General features: G+C 69.3%; 17 protein-coding genes and 2 riboswitches. Of the genes, 9 read left to right on the top strand and 8 right to left on the bottom strand.

Features of this window, described 5'->3' with window-relative positions; translation table 11 throughout:
* Nucleotides 1-11 precede the first annotated feature (11 nt).
* Nucleotides 12-398 carry a hypothetical protein gene (locus AU195_RS05805; RefSeq protein WP_059158110.1) on the bottom strand — a complete coding sequence of 129 codons (387 nt, stop codon included), beginning with the start codon at nt 396-398 and terminating at the stop codon, nt 12-14.
* Between the two features lie 135 nt (nt 399-533).
* Here AU195_RS05805 and AU195_RS05800 point away from each other — a divergent pair, with 135 nt between their 5' ends.
* The gene (locus AU195_RS05800; RefSeq protein WP_059158109.1) at nt 534-1,121 is read left to right on the top strand and encodes a carboxymuconolactone decarboxylase family protein; all 588 of its coding nucleotides are present in this window, start codon (nt 534-536) and stop codon (nt 1,119-1,121) included.
* On the opposite strand, the gene AU195_RS05795 is transcribed toward AU195_RS05800, so the two are convergent.
* Nucleotides 1,069-2,001 carry a sigma-70 family RNA polymerase sigma factor gene (locus tag AU195_RS05795; protein WP_059158108.1) on the bottom strand — a complete coding sequence of 311 codons (933 nt, stop codon included), beginning with the start codon at nt 1,999-2,001 and terminating at the stop codon, nt 1,069-1,071. The genes AU195_RS05800 and AU195_RS05795 overlap by 53 nt on opposite strands.
* Nucleotides 2,002-2,084: 83 nt before the next feature.
* On the opposite strand from AU195_RS05795, the gene AU195_RS05790 reads away from it, so the two are divergent.
* Together AU195_RS05790 and AU195_RS05785 are read left to right on the top strand one after the other, a co-directional pair.
* On the top strand, nt 2,085-3,248 hold the full coding sequence (locus AU195_RS05790; protein ID WP_059158107.1) for an acyltransferase family protein: 1,164 nt from the start codon (nt 2,085-2,087) through the stop codon (nt 3,246-3,248).
* A 15-nt stretch (nt 3,249-3,263) separates the two neighbouring features.
* Nucleotides 3,264-3,551, top strand: coding sequence for a DUF732 domain-containing protein (locus AU195_RS05785; protein ID WP_059094507.1), 288 nt, complete (start codon nt 3,264-3,266; stop codon nt 3,549-3,551).
* A 19-nt stretch (nt 3,552-3,570) separates the two neighbouring features.
* Here the strand turns inward: AU195_RS05785 and AU195_RS05780 are convergent, their stop codons facing one another.
* Entirely contained in the window at nt 3,571-5,079 is a 1,509-nt protein-coding gene (locus tag AU195_RS05780; protein ID WP_059158106.1) for a gamma-aminobutyraldehyde dehydrogenase, read from the bottom strand.
* 122 nt (nt 5,080-5,201) lie between these two features.
* Between AU195_RS05780 and AU195_RS05775 the strand changes: the two genes are divergently transcribed.
* The 4 genes from AU195_RS05775 (at nt 5,202) to AU195_RS05760 (ending at nt 9,512) form a co-directional block, all read left to right on the top strand.
* Complete coding sequence (locus tag AU195_RS05775; RefSeq protein ID WP_059158105.1) at nt 5,202-5,723, top strand: Lrp/AsnC family transcriptional regulator; 522 nt, start codon at nt 5,202-5,204, stop codon at nt 5,721-5,723.
* Nucleotides 5,720-7,105 (top strand): aspartate aminotransferase family protein, encoded by a 1,386-nt coding sequence (locus tag AU195_RS05770; RefSeq protein WP_059158104.1) that lies wholly within the window; start codon nt 5,720-5,722, stop codon nt 7,103-7,105. Before AU195_RS05775 ends, AU195_RS05770 begins: the two co-directional genes overlap by 4 nt.
* A 45-nt stretch (nt 7,106-7,150) precedes the next feature.
* Nucleotides 7,151-8,197: an SMP-30/gluconolactonase/LRE family protein gene (locus AU195_RS05765; RefSeq protein WP_059158103.1), complete on the top strand. Its 1,047-nt coding sequence runs from the start codon at nt 7,151-7,153 to the stop codon at nt 8,195-8,197.
* A gap of 82 nt (nt 8,198-8,279) precedes the next feature.
* A complete protein-coding gene (locus AU195_RS05760) occupies nt 8,280-9,512 on the top strand; it encodes a D-alanyl-D-alanine carboxypeptidase family protein (RefSeq protein WP_059158102.1) in 1,233 nt (410 codons plus the stop codon).
* Between the two features lie 3 nt (nt 9,513-9,515).
* Here AU195_RS05760 and AU195_RS05755 read toward each other — a convergent pair whose 3' ends face one another.
* A complete protein-coding gene (locus AU195_RS05755) occupies nt 9,516-10,355 on the bottom strand; it encodes an NAD(P)H-dependent flavin oxidoreductase (protein ID WP_059158101.1) in 840 nt (279 codons plus the stop codon).
* A gap of 72 nt (nt 10,356-10,427) precedes the next feature.
* Nucleotides 10,428-10,491: riboswitch (guanidine-III (ykkC-III) riboswitch) on the top strand.
* Between the two features lie 11 nt (nt 10,492-10,502).
* On the opposite strand from AU195_RS05755, the gene AU195_RS05750 reads away from it, so the two are divergent.
* Entirely contained in the window at nt 10,503-10,826 is a 324-nt protein-coding gene (locus AU195_RS05750) for a DMT family transporter (RefSeq protein WP_059158100.1), read from the top strand.
* Here AU195_RS05750 and yhjD read toward each other — a convergent pair.
* From yhjD to AU195_RS05735, 3 genes are read right to left on the bottom strand one after another with little or no spacing between them, the layout of a single operon-like run.
* Nucleotides 10,823-11,848: an inner membrane protein YhjD gene (gene yhjD / locus AU195_RS05745; protein WP_059158099.1), complete on the bottom strand. Its 1,026-nt coding sequence runs from the start codon at nt 11,846-11,848 to the stop codon at nt 10,823-10,825. The genes AU195_RS05750 and yhjD overlap by 4 nt on opposite strands.
* Before the next feature lie 15 nt (nt 11,849-11,863).
* Nucleotides 11,864-12,898, bottom strand: coding sequence for a tryptophan--tRNA ligase (trpS, locus tag AU195_RS05740; RefSeq protein WP_059158098.1), 1,035 nt, complete (start codon nt 12,896-12,898; stop codon nt 11,864-11,866).
* A 29-nt stretch (nt 12,899-12,927) separates the two neighbouring features.
* Nucleotides 12,928-13,719 carry an exodeoxyribonuclease III gene (locus AU195_RS05735; protein ID WP_059158097.1) on the bottom strand — a complete coding sequence of 264 codons (792 nt, stop codon included), beginning with the start codon at nt 13,717-13,719 and terminating at the stop codon, nt 12,928-12,930.
* 75 nt (nt 13,720-13,794) lie between these two features.
* Here AU195_RS05735 and ephH point away from each other — a divergent pair, with 75 nt between their 5' ends.
* Nucleotides 13,795-14,634: an epoxide hydrolase EphH gene (gene ephH, locus AU195_RS05730; protein WP_059158096.1), complete on the top strand. Its 840-nt coding sequence runs from the start codon at nt 13,795-13,797 to the stop codon at nt 14,632-14,634.
* Here ephH and AU195_RS05725 read toward each other — a convergent pair.
* A complete protein-coding gene (locus AU195_RS05725) occupies nt 14,631-16,886 on the bottom strand; it encodes an NADP-dependent isocitrate dehydrogenase (protein ID WP_059158095.1) in 2,256 nt (751 codons plus the stop codon). The genes ephH and AU195_RS05725 overlap by 4 nt on opposite strands.
* Nucleotides 16,887-17,037: 151 nt before the next feature.
* A riboswitch (SAM riboswitch) is annotated at nt 17,038-17,156 on the top strand.
* Nucleotides 17,157-17,186: the final 30 nt, after the last annotated feature.

Below are 17,186 nucleotides of genomic sequence, written 5' to 3'. Positions count from 1 at the left end.
TGTCTGCTGGGCTAGATGACGATCACCGGGATGAAGACTCCGAACAGCCAGAATCCCCAGGCCCGGAAGCCGGGATCCCAGATCGGGCTCACCCGGTAACCCCAGTAGTCGACGAACTGTGGCGGATGCCCTCGCCAGTGCAACGGCGGAGGCGGCCCCCAGCCCCACGGCGGCCGGTCGTCGTTGCGCCACCTGTTGTCGCGCCACCACTTGTCCCAGTCCCGGTCGTAGCCGCGCCATGCGCGGTCGTGATCATGTCCACCGCGATCCACCCACTCGCGGTCCTTGTCGGGCTTCCAGCCCGGGTCCGCGCCGGCCGGTGCGATACCGGACCCGGCCGCAGCCGCGGTCAGGACACCGGCGACGATGCCTCCCGCGACGATCCTCTTGAAGGTCATGCTGTGCGACTCCTTGTCTGATGAAACTGACCCAGTCGCCCCGACTCGATATTGACCCCTGCATAGATTATCGGCCTCCGATGTGCCATGCGACAAGCGCCGTCACACTTCGGCGGGCTGTCTCGTCTGCACGGTATGACGACATCACGCATCGAACCCATCCCACCGCAACGCGCATCGCTGCTGACCAAGCTGCTCTACCGAATGGCCAAGCGCCGCTTCGGCGAAGTGCCCGAACCGTTCGCGGTCGCCGCCCACCATCCGCGGCTGATGGTCGCCAACATCGTGCACGAGGGACTGCTGCAATCGGGGTCGAAGAAGCTTCCCGCGAGCGTCCGCGAACTGGCCGTGTTCTGGACCGCCCGCACCGTCGGCTGCTCGTGGTGCGTCGACTTCGGCTCGATGCTGCAGCGGCTCGACGGCCTCGACGTCGAACGGCTCACCGACATCGACGACTACGTCACCTCACCGCGCTACACCGACGACGAGCGCGCGGCCATCGCCTACGCCGACGCCATGACCTCCGATCCGCACACCGTCACCGACGATCAGGTGGCCGATCTCCGCCGCCGCTTCGGTGACGCCGGGGTGATCGAGCTGACCTACCAGATCGGGGTGGAGAACATGCGGGCCCGGATGTACGCGGCGCTGGGCATCACCGAGCAGGGGTTCAGCACGGACGCCTGCCGGGTCCCGTGGGCCGACCGAGCGGTGAACCCGTGAACTTGTCGGGGTTGGCGATGTCCCACACCGCGACCACCTTGCCGTCGCGCACGGTCAGCGCCTGGATGTGCGGCGCCATCTCGGGCCACTGCCCCTCGGCGGCCAGGCCCGAGGTGTAGAGCCCCAGGTCGCCGTTGACGAGTGCGAGGTCGCCCGCCTCGAAGAACCGCGGGCCGTAGCGGCGGGCCAGCCCGAAGATGAACCGGGCCACCTTGTCGGGGCCGCGGATCACGCGAGCGGCGGTGGGCGCCTTGCGGTTCGAGTCCCCGGTGAAGGTGACGTCGGGATGCAGCAGTTCGACGACGGCGGCCATGTCGCCCGCCGCCATCGCCGCCATCAACTTGCCGACGACCTCGTCGTGGGACGGGTCACGGGCGGGCGCCTCGGCGGCGGCGACGGCTCGCCGTGCCCTCGTCGCGAGTTGGCGGGCGCCGGCCGGGCTGACGCCGAGGACCTCGGCGATCTCGGTGAACGGCACCGCGAACCCGTCGTGCAGGACGAACGCCACCCGCTGGTCGGGGGTGAGCCGCTCGAGCACCACCATGGCGGCGAACCGGGCGTCGTCGGCGGCCACCACCGCAGCCAGCGGGTCGGCACGGTCGAATCCGGTGACGACCGGTTCGGGCAGCCACTCCCCGACGTAGGTCTCCCGGCGATGCGCCGCCGAACGCAGCCGGTCGAGGCTGAGCCGACTGACCACCGTGGTCAACCAGGCGCGCAGGTCGGCGATGTCGGCTCTGTCGCCGCTGCCCTGCCACCGCAGCCAGGCGTCCTGTACGGCGTCCTCGGCGTCGGCCACCGTACCCGTCAGGCGGTAGGCGACTGCCAGTAGATACGGTCGCAGGCTCTCGAACTCGTCCACCCGCGCACTCGCGGTCATACGGCGAGTGTAGAAGCGACCGCGAGACTACGGTCGGTGATCGGTTACGGCGGAAATCGGTCAGGAACCGTAGTCTCGGCGGGGTGCTACTGCAGTCCGACCGGGTAGCGTCGTTGACCGGTGTGCGCGGGTTGGCGGCCCTTCTGGTGGTGGCCACCCACGCGGCGTTCGCGACGGGCAAGCTCCCGCACGGATACCTCGGTTCCGTCTACGCGCGCCTCGAAGTCGGCGTCGCGATCTTCTTCGTCCTGTCCGGACTCCTGCTGTTCCAGCCGTGGGTGCGCGCCGCCGCCGTGGGCACGCCCGCACCGTCGGTCGAACGGTACGCATGGCGCCGGGCACGGCGCATCATGCCCGCCTACGTGGCCACCGTGCTGCTGGCCTACCTCGTCTTCGCGCTGTGGTCGGTCGAAGACACCCCCGGGCAGAGCTGGGCGGGGCTGGTGCGCCATCTCACGCTCACGCAGATCTACACCGACGACTACCTGTTGGCATATCTGCACCACGGCCTGTCGCAGACGTGGAGCCTGGCGGTGGAGGTGTCGTTCTACGCGGCCCTGCCGGTGCTGGCGTATCTGCTGCTCAGGGTGTGGTGCCGCCGGGAGTGGCGTCCCGCGCGCCTGCTGGGCGGTCTCGCGGCGATGGCCGCGGTCGGCCCGGTGTGGCTGGCCCTCGTCCACACCACGGAGTGGCTGCCGAACTCCGCCGCCATGTGGCTGCCGGCGCATCTCCACTGGTTCGCCGGCGGCATGGCGTTGGCGACCCTGCAGTGCATGGGCGTCCGCTGCCGCGCCGCGGTGGCGATACCGACGGCGGTTGCGCTCTTCCTCCTCGTCAGCACGCCGGTGGCGGGTGAGATCACGATGGGTCCGGTGCCGGTGTGGGCTCCGCTGGCCAAGAGCCTGCTCTATGCGGCCATCGCCACGCTCGTCGTCGCTCCGCTGGCCCTCGGCGACGGGGGTGTCTACCGGCGTGTGCTGTCGAGCCGGCCGGCCGTGTGGCTGGGTGAGGTGTCGTACGAGCTGTTCCTGCTGCATGTACTCGTCATGGCCGTCCTCGTCCACGCGCTGGACTGGCCGCTGTTCGGCGGTTCGCTGGCCGGGTTGTTCGCCCTGACGCTGCTGTTCGCCGTCCCGTCGGCGTGGGCGCTGAACCGGCTGACGTGGCGACCCGACGCGAATTCGCCGGTTCGCCGAGGTTTCAGCACGTCGGCGAGTGAGAATCCCCTGGAGACCCAGCGGTACTGAACGTCGGAGGTCACCATGGTGCGCCCGTTCCTCGCCTCGATCGTCGTCGCGACTGCGGCCCTGGGCCTTGCACCTCCGGCGGCCGCCGACGAGGGCCCGCTGCTCGAGTTGCAGCCGCAGTTCGCGTTCCTGACCACCGACCAGCTGTTGAGGGAGGGCTACTGGGCGTGCCGGGCGGCGCGAAGCGGGATCGGCTCCTCGGACATCGTCCCGATGGTGCAGCAACACCTGAAGTACACGGGCGCCTCGCTCGCGGTCGCCAACAAGATCGTGTCGACCGCGATCGTGCACCTCGACTGCTGACTACCGCTTCTTGACGGAGCTAATGGTTCAATCCGCTCCGCTTCTTGAACACCGTGCGGTGCCACTCCTTGTCGGCCACCCCGGTGATGTCGCTCATGACGTGCTTGATGGTGAGGTACTCCTCGAAGGAGTAGTCGCTCATGTCCTTGCCGAACCCCGAAGCACCGACACCGCCGTGCGGCATCTCGCTGATGATCGGGATGTGGTCGTTGATCCACACACAGCCGGCGTTGATCTCGCGCGACGCCCGCTGCGCGCGATAGACGTCGCGGGTCCACGCCGAGGCCGCCAGCCCGTAGTCGGTGTCGTTGGCCTGTCGCAGCGCGTCGTCGTCGTCGGTGAACGAACGCACCGTGAGCACCGGGCCGAAGATCTCGTCGCGGTATACCTCGGAACGTTCGTCGACGTCGGCGATCAACGTCGGCCGGTAGAACGAGCCGGGCAGGTCGGGGATCGTCCCGCCGGTGACGACGCGGCCGCCCTCGTCCGGGGCACGCGACACCATGCCCGCCACCTTGTCGCGGTGGGCCGTGGAGATCAGCGGCCCGAGGTCGGTGTCGGGGTCCTCGGGGTCGCCCACCACGATCCTGCCCATCACCTCGGCGACGCCGGCCACGAAATCGTCGTAGAGGTCGCGCGCGACGATGGCCCTGGTCGCCGCCGTGCAGTCCTGACCGGAGTTGATCAGCGAACCGGCGACCGCGCCCTGGATCGCGGCGTCGAGGTCGGCGTCGTCGAACACCACGAACGGGGCCTTGCCGCCGAGTTCGAGCTGGGTGCGGTGCCCGTGCACCGCCGCCGCCGACATCACCTTGCGGCCCACCACCGTCGACCCGGTGAACGTCACCAGGTCGACACCCGGGTGGCCCGCCAGCGCGGTGCCCACATCGGCGCCCAGCCCGGTGACCACGTTCAGCACGCCGGGGGGCAGACCCGCCTCGCCGGCCAGCCGGGCCAGCGTGAGCGTGGTCAGCGGCGTCAGCTCGCACGGTTTGATGACGACCGAGCAGCCGGCCGCGAGCGCGGGCAGCACCTTCCACACCGCCATCTGCAGCGGATAGTTCCACGGGGTGATGGTCGCGACGACGCCGATGGCCTCGCGCCGGATGCTCGAGGTGTGGTCGCCCGAATACTCGGCGGTCGCCTTGCCCTCGAGGTGCCGGGCCGCCCCGGCGAAGAAGTCAATGTTGTCGACGCTGCCGGGCACGTCGAACTCGCGGGCCAGCCGCACCGGCTTCCCGGTCTGGCTGACCTCCTCGGCGACCAGGGCCTCGGTGTGCTCGTCGGCCAGCTTCGCGAGCTTGGCCAAGACCGCTGAGCGCTCGGCCGGGGTCACGGTCGCCCATCCGGGCAGGGCCGCGCGCGCCGCGGCGACCGCCACATCCACGTCGGTGTTCGCCGCGCGGGCATACTCGGTGACGACCGCACCGGTCGCGGGGTTGACGATCTGGAACGAACCGCCGCCGGTCTGCACCGGCGCACCGTCGATCCAGCTGCTGGCCACGGAGTTCGACGCGAGCGTTGTCATGGGTCCAACGCTATCGGACCCACTTCCCCTCTGCTACGCATCCCGCATACCGTCGCGGCCCAAACAAACGATTTCATAGATCTGGTTGCCGCAGACGACGAATTCCGTGCACAATGCCACATATGGCGAACCCCGAGGGCGAGCACGACATTCAGCCGGTGTCGCTGCGCGTGAGCCAGTCGCGCCCCGGCGCGTACTTCCAGCTCGACGAGCTGTCCAAAGCGATCATCGAGAAGCTCCAGCAGGACGGCAGGCGCTCGTACGCGGGCATCGGCAAGGCGGTGGGCCTGTCGGAGGCCGCGGTGCGTCAGCGCGTCCAGCGCATGGTCGACGCCGGTGTCATGCAGATCGTCGCGGTGACCGATCCGATGCAGCTCGGCTTCGCCAGGCAGGCGATGATCGGCATCCGCTGCACCGGCGACACGACGAAGATCGCGGAGAAGCTGGCCGCCATCCCGTCCGTCGACTACGTCGTGCTCACCGCCGGCTCGTTCGACGCCATCGCCGAAGTGGTCTGCGAGGACGACGACGACCTCCTCGACCTTCTGAACACGAGGATCCGCGCGCTACCGGGAGTGGTATCCACGGAGACGTTGGTATATCTCAAACTGGTTAAGCAGCAATATAATTGGGGAACACGATGACGCAGTCCTATATCACCGAACCCGTCACGACCGAACTCGGAGCGAAAGCCAACCGCCACCTGTGGGGGCATTTCGCCCGCCACGGTGAGGGCATCACGCCGCCGATCATCACCCGCGGCGAGGGTGTGCGGATCTGGGATGACAAGGGCCGCAGCTACATCGACGGGCTGTCGGGACTGTTCGTGGTGCAGGTCGGCCACGGCCGCAGGGAACTCGCCGAGGCGGCGGCCAAACAGGCCGAGACGCTGTCGTTCTTCCCGCTCTGGTCGTACGCCACCCCGCCCGCGATCGAACTGGCCGAGCGCATCGCGAATTACGCGCCGGGCGATCTGAACCGCGTCTTCTTCACCACCGGTGGTGGCGAGGCGGTCGAGAGCGCGTGGAAGCTGGCCAAGCAGTACTTCAAGCTGACCGGGAAACCCGGTAAGCACAAGGTGGTCTCCCGCGCGATCGCCTACCACGGCACCCCACAGGGGGCGCTGGCCATCACGGGCATCCCGGCGTTCAAGGCGCCGTTCGAACCCCTGACCCCCGGCGGCTTCCGCGCGCCCAACACGAACTTCTACCGTGCGCCGGAACCGTACGCCCACGACGCCAAGGCGTTCGGGCAGTACTGCGCGGACCGCATCGCCGAGGCCATCGAATTCGAGGGTCCTGACACCGTCGCCGCCGTGTTCCTCGAGCCGGTGCAGAACGCGGGCGGTTGTTTCCCGCCTCCCCCAGGCTATTTCGAGCGGGTCCGGGAGATCTGCGACGAATACGACGTGCTGCTGGTCTCCGACGAGGTGATCTGCGCGTACGGCCGTATCGGTTCGATGTTCGCCTGCGACGACTTCGGCTACGTGCCGGACATCATCACCAGCGCCAAGGGTCTGACGTCGGGCTACTCGCCGCTGGGCGCGATGATCGCCAGCGACCGGTTGTTCGAACCGTTCAACGACGGCAAGACCACCTTCGGCCACGGCTACACTTTCGGCGGGCATCCGGTGTCGGCGGCGGTCGCGCTGGCCAACCTCGATATCTTCGAGCGCGAGGGCCTCAACGACCACGTCAAGGAGAACGCCCCGGCGTTCCGGGCCACCCTGGAGAAGCTCTACGACCTGCCGATCGTCGGTGACGTCCGCGGCGAGGGCTTCTTCTACGGCATCGAACTGGTCAAGGACAAGGCCACCAAGGAGACGTTCGACGACGACGAGTCGGAGCGGCTGCTGCGCGGCTTCCTGACCCCCGCGCTGTGGGAGGCGGGGCTGTACTGCCGCGCCGACGACCGCGGCGACCCAGTGGTTCAGCTGGCCCCGCCGCTGATCAGCGGGCAGGCCGAGTTCGACGCGATCTACGAGATCCTGCACGGCGTGCTCAGCGAGGCGGCCCGCCGGCTCTGATCCGAACGCGACCGCGGGCTCGGCCCACGGCGTAGCGTCGGCGGCGTGGCCTTCACGCGCAAGCCGCCGATCTCCCCCGTCCGCTGGCAGCCGCCGCCGATCGACGAGCTGCCGCCGCTCCGCGCGCCGGCGGTCACCGTCGTGCCGGTGCCGGGCCATGCGCCCGAGGACGTGGTCGTCGACGCGCAGGGCCGGCTGTGGACCGGGGTCGACGACGGCCGCATCCTGCGTCTGGCACCCGACGGCGGCGAGCCGACGGTCGTCGCGAACACCGGCGGACGCCCGCTCGGCCTCGCGGTGGCCCGCGACGGGCGACTGCTGATCTGCGACAGCCCGCGGGGTCTGCTGGCACTGGAACCCGAGACCGGTGAGCTCGAGCCGCTCGTCGAGCACGTCGACGAGCACGTCGGTCGCGGCTCCGCAGACTCGGCGCGACGTCGCCACCTGCAGTTCTGCTCCAATGTCACCGAAACATCGGACGGCACAATCTATTTCACCGAGTCGACGAGCGCGTTCACCTATGCGCACTTCAAAGGTGCGGCGTTGGAGGCGCGCGGGCGGGGCGGGCTGTTCCGCCGCGATCCCGACGGCACGGTGACGACACTGGCCGACGGGCTGTACTTCACCAACGGCGTGACGGTGACGGCCGACGGCTCGGCCCTGGTGTTCGCCGAGACCCTCGGCCGCCGGCTGTCGAAATTCTGGCTGACCGGTCCGCAGGCGGGGACCGTCACGCCGCTCGTCGCGAACCTGCCCGGCTACCCCGACAACCTCTCGACCGGCGCCGACGGCCGGATCTGGGTCGCGATGGTCTCACCCCCGAACGCCGCCGCCGAGGGGTTGGCGCCACGGGCGCCGGTGTTGCGCCGGCTCCTGTGGCTGCTGCCCGACCGGTTCGCCCCGCAACTCGCCGCCGAGGTGTGGGCGGTGGCCTTCGATCCCGACAGCGGCGACGTGGTCGCCGGACTGCGAACCACCCACCCCGACTTCGGGATGGTGACCGGACTCGTCGAGTCGGGTGGACGGCTGTGGATGGGGTGCATCGGCGCGTCGGCGCTGGCGCATGTCGCCCTTGACGACGTGACGCTCTGACGACGCTTCGAGTCACACTGACCACATCCGTCACAGCGAGCCTCCGGGCAAACCGGGCGCCGATCACTTAATCTCCGCGGTGATGGCCGCCTCACGGAACCTCACGACGCGCGTCGCGGCGCTGGCCGCGGCGGTGTCGACGCTGATCGCGCCCGCACTGGTCGCCGCGCCGGGTGCCGACGCGCAGCCCGCCCCGCAGTCCACGACGTGCCCGTACCGCGTCACGACGCCGCCGGCCGTCGACGCCTCCGAGGTGCCCAAACCCGGGCAGGATCCGCCCGTCGCGCTGCCGGTGCCCGCGACCCCGCTCGGCGGTGAGGCGCTCTCGGGCTGCGGCATCATCACCGCGCAGGGCGCCCCGCCCGCGCCCGCCGACGTGTCCGCCGAGGCGTGGCTGGTCGCCGACATGGACACCGGCGACGTGATCGCCGCGCGCGATCCGCACGGCCGCCACCGCCCGGCCAGCGTGATCAAGGTGCTGACCGCGATCCAGTCGCTCAAGGAACTCAACCTCGCCAAGGCCGTGCCGGGCACTGCCGAGGACGCCGCGGCCGAGGGCACCAGCGTCGGTGTGGACGTCGGCGGCCTCTACACCGTCAACGATCTGCTGCACGGGCTGCTGATGTACTCCGGCAACGACGCCGCCCACGCCCTGGCCCGCCAGCTCGGCGGTATGGACACCGCGCTGCTCAAGCTCAACCAGCTGGCCGGCAAGCTCGGCGGCCGCGACACCCGCGTGGCCACCCCGTCCGGCCTCGACGGCCCGGGTATGAGCACGTCGGCCTACGACATCGCGCTGTTCTACCGATACGCCTGGCGCAACCCGACTTTCACCGAGATCGTCGCCACCCGCACGTACGACTTCCCGGGCCGTGACGGCAACCCGCCCTACCCGATCGAGAACGACGTCAAGCTGCTCTACAACTACCCGGGTGCGCTCGGCGGCAAGACCGGTTTCACCGACGACGCCGGACAGACCTTCGTCGGCGGCGCCGAGCGCGACGGCCGCCGCCTGGTGGCAGTGCTGCTGCGCGGCAGCCGTCAGCCGATCGCCCCGTGGGAACAGGCCGCCCGGCTGCTCGACTACGGCTTCGGCCTGCCGCAGGGCACCAAGGTGGGGTCGCTGATCGAACCGGATCCGTCGCTGGACCCCACCCCGGAGACCGCCGAGACGGAGGCCGCCGCGCAGGCGGCGGCGGTGCTGCCCGCGGCGGACGCGATGCCCGTCCGGGTCGGGGTGGGCGTGATCGGCAGCATCATCGTGTTCGCGCTGATCATGGCCGCCCGCTCGCTCAATCGGCGTCCTCAGTACTGACGGTCACGCCCACCGGCGCAGCAGCGCTTCGGCGTCCGCGCACAGGCGCGCGACCAGGTCGGCGGCCGGTTCCGCCTCCGCCACCATGCCCACACCCTGCCCCGCGTTGACCGGTGTCGGCAAGCCCGCGCCGTCGGTCAGCACACGTTCGGGAAGGTGCGCCGGCCAGGGGTAGCCGCTGTCGACGTCGAAGGCCCGGGTCAGCGTGGTCTGGCTGCCCTCGGCGGCCACCATGGCCTCCCGCGCGGCCGGCCGGGTCGTCGCCTCGGGGCAGGCGGCGAAGACGGTGCCGATCCACGCGGCCGCGGCGCCCGCGGCGAGCACAGCCGCGAGGCCACGCCCGTTGGCGATGCCGCCGGCCGCGAGCACCGGCACGTCGACGCGGTCGAGCACGTCGGTCAGCAACGCCAGCGTGCCGACCCGCGGCTCGCCGTGCCCGCCGCCCTCGGCGCCCCGGGCCACCAGCACGTCGACGCCGGCGTCGACCGCGCGCAGCGCCGCGGCGACGGTGCCGACCTGGGTCACGGCGGCGGCGCCCGCCGCATGGGCGCGTTCCACCCACGACCAGTCCTCGCCGAAACTGACCGACAGCAGCGCCGGCCGGGCCGACAGGGCCCGCTCCAGCAGATCCGGCCGCGCCTCGACGACCCAGTGCACGAGCCCGATGCCGAACGGACGGTCGAGCGTGCCCAGCGCCTCCAACTCGGCGCCGAGCTGGTCGGCGGTGGCCGCGCTGCCCATCCCGACCATCCCCAGGCCGCCTGCGCGCGACACCGCCGCGGCGAGCCGGCCCCCGGCGGCGCCGCCCATGGGGGCGTTGACGATGGGCACGTCCACACCCATCGCCCGGCACCAGGGCGTCGACAGGGGCTTGGACGGTGGCATCGGGTGCGACGCTACCGCTTTGCTAGCGTGGACAGGTCACCAGTTGACACCGGACGAGCGGCACCGTACCCGGCCAGCGACAAGACGGCGCTTCGGAGGTATGCCGTGTCCTGGTTGATCTTGATCATCTCGGGTGCGTTCGAGGCGGTGTGGGCTGTCGCGCTGAGCAAGACGGAGGGTTTCACCCGTCCGGTCCCCATCGCGGTTTTCGGTGTGGCCGTGGTGATCTCGATGGGTGGCCTGGGTTACGCGCTGCGCGACATCCCCGTCGGCACGGGTTACGCCGTGTGGGTGGGCGTCGGCGCGGCGCTCACCGTCGCCTACTCGCTGGCGACCGGTGAGGAGAGCGCCTCGGTGGTCAAAGTGGCGCTCATGCTGGGCATCGTCGGCTGCGTGGTCGGCCTGCAGCTGGTCAGCCAGGGCCACTAGCGCCGGCGCAACCGCGAAAAACCAACGGCGCCAATAGCTCCCACGGCCGCGGCGGCGACCGCGCCGGGCACGCCGACGCCTTCGCGGACCTGCACGCGGGTGGTGATCTGCGCGGGGCTGGGCGGTTCCACCGGAGCGGCGAGCATGTTCTCGCGCGAGGTGGCCGCCCACGCGGTCGCGAAGAGGATCAGCCGGGAGGTGATGTAGGCGAACACCATCAGGCCCAGGACGGGCCCGAACGTCGCACCGGCCGGACCGCTGATGACCGACTGCAGATAGACCGAGCCGAGCTGCTTGAACACCTCGAACCCCACCGCCGCCAGCAGTCCCGCCCGCACCGAACTGCGGAAGCTGGTGGACTCCCGCGGAAGCCGGGAGATGATCCAGGTGAACAGCAGCCACGACACCAGGATCGACACCACCAGCGAGGCGATCCGCAGGCCGAAGCTCAGCCCGGGCAGTTCGGGTATCTGCAGCCAGGCCAGCACCTTGCGCATCAGCTGCTTGTCGCCCAGCGCGGTGAGGCCGATCGTCACCGCGAGCGCCGCGAACGTCGACAGCAGGGCGAGCAGATCGGAGAGCTTGGTGCGGACGAACCCGGGGCTCTCGCCGCGCTGCAGACCCCACATCTGGCTGAGCGCCTCGCGCAGGTTGTTCATCCACCCCAGACCCGCCCACGCAGCGGTCGCGAGGCCGATCAGACCGACGGACGTGCGTGAATCGATCGCTGAGTTCATCAGCTGGATGACCTGCTGGCCCATGTCGCCGGAGACCGCGGTGCGGATCCGGTCCTCCAGGTCGGCGAGCAGGCCGGGCCGGTTGGCGAGTACGAAGCCGCAGACGGAGAAGCCGACCATGATCAGCGGGAACAGTGCGAACACCGTGAAGTAGGTGATACCGGCGGCGTAGAAGTCGCCCTTGCTGTCCTGATAACGCCCCTGGGCGCGCATGACGTGGTCGAACCAGCCGTATCGGGCCCGCAGCCGGTCCACCACCCCTGGCTTGGCCGGCTCCTCGTCCACCCCAGCCTCCAGTCGCTACGCCCGCGCGGGCAGGAATCCCAGCCGGTCGAATACCCGCTGGAGCGTCTTGGCAGTCACATCGCGGGCGCGTTCGGCGCCCGCGGCCAGCACGGCCTCGAGTTCGGCCGGATCGGCGAGCAGTTCGTCGACGCGGTTCTTGATGGGGGTGACGAACTCGACCACCGCGTCGGCGGTGTCCTTCTTCAGGTCGCCGTACCCGCGGCCCTGGTAGGCCTCGACGAGCGCGCCGACGTCGGTGCCGGTGACCGCGGACTGGATCGTGAGCAGATTCGAGACCCCCGCCTTGGCCTCACGGTCGAAGCGGATCTCGCGCTCGCTGTCGGTGACCGCCGAGCGGATCTTCTTGGCCGTCTTCTTCGGATCGTCGAGCAGGGTGATCAGGCCGGCGTCGGTGCCCGCCGACTTGCTCATCTTCGCCGTCGGATCCTGCAGGTCGTAGATCTTCGCGGTCGCCTTCGGGATCATCGGTTCGGGGACGACGAACGTGTCCGGGAACCGCGCGTTGAACCGCTGGGCGACGTCGCGGGCGAGTTCGAGGTGCTGGCGCTGGTCCTCACCGACGGGCACCAGATCGGTGTCGTAGAGCAGCACGTCGGCGGCCATCAGCACCGGGTAGGTGAACAGGCCGACGGTCGTGGCGTCAGCACCCTGCTTCTGCGATTTGTCCTTGAACTGGGTCATCCGCGACGCCTGCCCGAACCCGGTGAAACAGCCCAGCACCCAGGCCAATTCGGTGTGGGAGGGCACGTGGCTCTGCACGAAGACGGTGCTGCGCGCGGGGTCGATGCCGAGCGCCAGGTACTGCGCGGCGGTGACCAGCGTGCGGTACCGCAGCGTCTCGGGATCCTGCGGCACCGTGATCGCGTGCAGGTCGACCACGCAGAAGTACGCGTCGTAGTCGTCCTGCAGGGCCGTCCAGTGCGTGACGGCCCCCAGCGCGTTGCCCAGGTGCAGCGAATCGGAGGTGGGTTGCACACCCGAGAAGACGACACGTGGCACGGCGGGCGGGGTCTCGACTGGGGAGTTCATGGTGACTCGATCCTTCCACGCGCCGACGGCTACGAGTATTCGACGGTGACCGGCGCGTGGTCCGACCACCGCAGCGCATAGGCGTCGGCGCGTTCCACCCGGGCGACGTGGGCCCGCGGCGCGAGCGACGGGCTGGCCAGCTGGTAGTCGATGCGCCAGCCCGCGTCGTTGTCGAACGCCCGCCCACGCCACGACCACCAGCTGTACGGTCCGGCGACGTCGGGGTGCAGCGCGCGGACGACGTCCACCCATCCGGTGGCCAGCAGGTCGGTGAGCCACTGCCGTTCGCCGGGCAGGAATCCGGACTTCTTGAGGTTGCCCTTCCAGTTCTTGATGTCGTTCTCGGTGTGGGCGATGTTCCAGTCGCCGCACACCACCGCGTCGGCACCGCGGATCTCCGCCATCCGCGCCGCGAGCGCTGCCATGAACCGTTCCTTCTCCAGCTGCCGGTCGGTCTCGGCCTCTCCGGTCTGGACGTACACGCTGGCGACCGTCAGCCCGCCGGTGTCGACCTCGAGGTAGCGGCCGTGGTCGCCGAATTCGTCGGACTCCATCCGGCGGTGCTCGGTGACGGCGTGCCGGGACAGCACGGCGACACCGTTGCGACCCTTCACATGGGGGCTGGCCGAGGCGAGGTGCCACCCGTCGGCCAGCGCGGGAGCCAGCGCGTCGGCCAGTTGGTCGTCGTCGGCGCGGGTCTCCTGCAGGCACACCACCTCGGCGGTGGTCTCCTTCAGCCACGCCAGCAGCCCCAGGTTCTCGGGGGACCGTTGTCTGACCGCGGCGCGGATGCCGTTGACGTTGATGGTGCTGACTATCACGGCGCCAGACCCTAGCCCCGCGTCACGACCGGCCGCCTTGCGGTACCGGCGGTATCACCTTTAGTGTCGGGCAGCATGACCGAACGCGCACCGATCCACGTCGGATCCGGCGAACCGATCCTGCTGCTGCACCCGTTCATGATGTCGCAGAACGTGTGGAAGAAGGTGGCGCCGGCGATCGCCGACACCGGCCGCTACGAGGTCTATGCGCCGACCATGCCGGGTCACAACGGTGGGGTCAAAGGCCGCTTCTTCCTCGACACCGCCGAACTGGCCGACGACGTGGAACGCCGCATGGACGAACTGGGCTGGGAGACCGCCCACATCGTCGGGAACTCGCTGGGCGGCTGGGTCGCCTTCGAACTCGAGCGGCGCGGCCGGGCCCGTTCGCTGATGGGCATCGCCCCGGCCGGCGGGTGGCACCGGTGGTCACCGGCCAAATACGAGATCGTGGCCAAGTTCGTGGCGGGTCTGCCGGTGTACGTGATCGCCAAGCTGCTCGGGGAGCGCGCGGCGCGGCTGCCGGGGGCCCGGCAACTGGCGTTCGTCGCGATCAGTGCCTACCCGGACGGCATCGACGACGACGATCTGCGCGACATCATCGACGACGTCACCCACTGTGCCGCCTACTACCAGCTGTTGGTCAAGGCGCTGCTGCTGCCCGGGCTGATGGAGCTCACCGAGACCGGCGTGCCGACCCAGCTCGTGGTGTGCGAGAAGGACCGGGTACTGCCGCATCCCCGGTTCGTCAACCACTTCCGTAAGCACCTGCCGGACGAGACGAAGTTCAGCCACCTCGACGGCGTCGGCCACATCCCGATGTTCGAGGCGCCGGACCGCGTCGCGAAGCTGATCGTCGACTTCGTCGACCGCGTGGTCGGCCCGGCCGACGAAGACCGGGCCGTCGGCCGCTAGTCCTCCGTGACCGGTGCGACGGTCGCGGCCTCCAACGCCTCGTTGAGGGTCTTGCTCGGCCGCATCACCGCGGTGGTCTTCTCCCGGTCCGGGTAGTAGTAGCCGCCGATGTCCACCGAGCTGCCCTGGGCCGCGTTGAGTTCAGTGACGATGGTCTCCTCGTTGTCGGCCAGCGACGTGGCCAGCGGCCCGAAGTGGTCGGCGAGTTCCTGGTCGTCGGTCTGGGCGGCGAGTTCCTGCGCCCAGTACAGCGCCAGGTAGTACTGGCTGCCCCGGTTGTCGAGCTCGCCGGTCTTGCGCGACGGGCCCTTGTCGTTCTCGAGCAGTTTGCCGATCGCCGAATCGAGGGTCTTGCCCAGCAGGATGGCGCGCTTGTTGCCGGTCTTGGCGCCCATGTCCTCGAAGCACGCCCCGAGCGCGAGGAATTCGCCGAGCGAATCCCACCGCAGATGGTTCTCCTCGACCAGCTGGTGGACGTGCTTGGGCGCCGAGCCACCGGCCCCGGTCTCGTACAGCCCGCCGCCGGCCATCAACGGCACGATCGAGAGCATCTTGGCGCTGGTGCCGAGCTCGAGGATCGGGAACAGGTCGGTCAGGTAGTCACGCAGGATGTTGCCGGTGACGGCGATGGTGTCCTGCCCGCGGATCACCCGCTCGAGGGTGTACCGCATGGCCCACACCTGCGGCATGATCTGGATGTGGAGGCCCTCGGTGTCGTGGTCCTTGAGGTACTCCTTGACCTTCTTGCGCAGCTCGGCCTCGTGCGGACGCTCGGTGTCCAACCAGAACAGCGCGGTCATACCCGACGCCCGCGCGCGGTTGACGGCCAGCTTCACCCAGTCCCGGATCGCCGCGTCCTTGACGATCGGCATGCGCCAGATGTCGCCGGTCTCGACGTTCTGCGTCAGCAGCACTTCACCGGTGTCGATGTCGACGATGTTCGCGACACCGTCTTCGGGGATCTCGAACGTCTTGTCGTGGCTGCCGTACTCCTCGGCCTTCTGCGCCATCAACCCGACGTTCGGCACGGTGCCCATCGTCGTCGGGTCGAACTGGCCGTGGGTCTTACAGAAGTTGACCATCTCCTGGTAGATCCGGGAGAACGTCGATTCGGGGTTGACGGCCTTGGTGTCCTTGGTCCGGCCGTCGGCGCCGTACATCTTGCCGCCCAGCCGGATCATCGCCGGCATCGACGCGTCGACGATCACGTCGCTGGGTGAGTGGAAGTTGGTGATGCCGCGGGCCGAGTCGACCATGGCCAGTTCGGGCCGGTGCTCGTGGACGGCGTGGATGTCCTGGATGATCTCCTCGCGCTGCGAGGCGGGCAGCGATTCGATCTTGTCGTAGAGGTCGGACATGCCGTTGTTGACGTTGACGCCGAGTTCGTCGAGCACCTTCTGATGCTTGGCGAAGGCCTCCTTGTAGAACACCTTCACCGCGTGGCCGAACACGATCGGGTGGCTGACCTTCATCATGGTGGCCTTGACGTGCAGCGAGAACATCACGCCGGTCTTGTAGGCGTCCTCGATCTGCTCTTCGAAGAACTCGCAGAGCGCCTTCTTGCTCATGAACATGCTGTCGATGATGTCGCCGGCATCGAGCTTGACCTCGGGCTTGAGGACGATGGTCTCGCCGCTCTTCGTCTCGAGCACCATCTTGACCTTGCGGTCCTTGTCGACGGTCATCGACTTCTCGCCGTGGTAGAAGTCGCCGTGCTTCATGGTCGCCACGTGGGTGCGTGACGCCTGGCTCCACTCCCCCATGCTGTGCGGGTGCTTGCGGGCGTACTCCTTGACCGCCTTGGGCGCCCGGCGGTCCGAGTTACCTTCGCGCAGAACAGGATTGACCGCGCTGCCGAGGCAGTTGGCGTAGCGCTGCCGGATCTCCTTCTCCTCGTCGGTCTTGGGATCCCCGGGGTAGTCGGGCAGGTCGTAGCCCTTGGCCTTGAGCTCCTTGATCGCGGCCAGCAGCTGCGGCACCGAGGCGCTGATGTTCGGGAGTTTGATGATGTTGGTGTCGGGATCCTGGGTGAGCTTGCCCAGCTCACCGAGGTTGTCCGGGACGCGCTGTTCGTCGGTCAGCCGCTCGGGGAACTCGGCCAGGATGCGGGCCGCCACGGAGATGTCGCTGGTCTTCACCGCGATACCCGCCGGCTCGGCGAACGTCCGGACGATCGGCAGGAACCCGTATGTCGCCAGCAACGGCGCCTCGTCGGTCAGCGTGTAGATGATGGTCGGCTGCTCGGCGCTCATGTGGTGTTCTCCCGGCGTCAGATCGAAGCTCCGCATTGTCGGATACGACGCTACCCGGCAGGCACCCGCGCAGACACGGCTCCCTGCAGTTGGTGCCCACCGCGGGATCACTGGTGGCAGGGGCGGCGGGCGGTGAGATAAGCTTCCTGGCGGTCATGAGTGCCAGCGTCAAGCCCCGGCTTGCTGGCCGGCAACCCTCCAACCGCGGTGGGGTGCCCCGGGTGATGACCAGGTTGGGTAGCCGTGACGGCTACGCGGCAAGCGCGGGTCCGTACCGACGGGCCCCCAGACACAGATGGA

Origin of the sequence: Mycobacterium sp. IS-1496 (assembly GCF_001499995.1) — a bacterium.
Classification (GTDB): Bacteria; Actinomycetota; Actinomycetes; order Mycobacteriales; family Mycobacteriaceae; genus Mycobacterium.
Note: the sequence above shows the minus strand (reverse complement) of the source record. Positions and strands in the feature narration are given on the sequence as shown.

Coding starts and splice junctions, on each gene's coding strand:
- AU195_RS05805 (WP_059158110.1), bottom strand. CDS start 398: ATGACCTTCAAGAGGATCGTCGCGGGAGGCATCGTCGCCGGTGTCCTG.
- AU195_RS05800 (WP_059158109.1), top strand. CDS start 534: ATGACGACATCACGCATCGAACCCATCCCACCGCAACGCGCATCGCTG.
- AU195_RS05795 (WP_059158108.1), bottom strand. CDS start 2,001: ATGACCGCGAGTGCGCGGGTGGACGAGTTCGAGAGCCTGCGACCGTAT.
- AU195_RS05785 (WP_059094507.1), top strand. CDS start 3,264: ATGGTGCGCCCGTTCCTCGCCTCGATCGTCGTCGCGACTGCGGCCCTG.
- AU195_RS05780 (WP_059158106.1), bottom strand. CDS start 5,079: ATGACAACGCTCGCGTCGAACTCCGTGGCCAGCAGCTGGATCGACGGT.
- AU195_RS05775 (WP_059158105.1), top strand. CDS start 5,202: ATGGCGAACCCCGAGGGCGAGCACGACATTCAGCCGGTGTCGCTGCGC.
- AU195_RS05770 (WP_059158104.1), top strand. CDS start 5,720: ATGACGCAGTCCTATATCACCGAACCCGTCACGACCGAACTCGGAGCG.
- AU195_RS05760 (WP_059158102.1), top strand. CDS start 8,280: ATGGCCGCCTCACGGAACCTCACGACGCGCGTCGCGGCGCTGGCCGCG.
- AU195_RS05755 (WP_059158101.1), bottom strand. CDS start 10,355: ATGGGTGTGGACGTGCCCATCGTCAACGCCCCCATGGGCGGCGCCGCC.
- trpS (WP_059158098.1), bottom strand. CDS start 12,898: ATGAACTCCCCAGTCGAGACCCCGCCCGCCGTGCCACGTGTCGTCTTC.
- ephH (WP_059158096.1), top strand. CDS start 13,795: ATGACCGAACGCGCACCGATCCACGTCGGATCCGGCGAACCGATCCTG.
- AU195_RS05725 (WP_059158095.1), bottom strand. CDS start 16,886: ATGAGCGCCGAGCAGCCGACCATCATCTACACGCTGACCGACGAGGCG.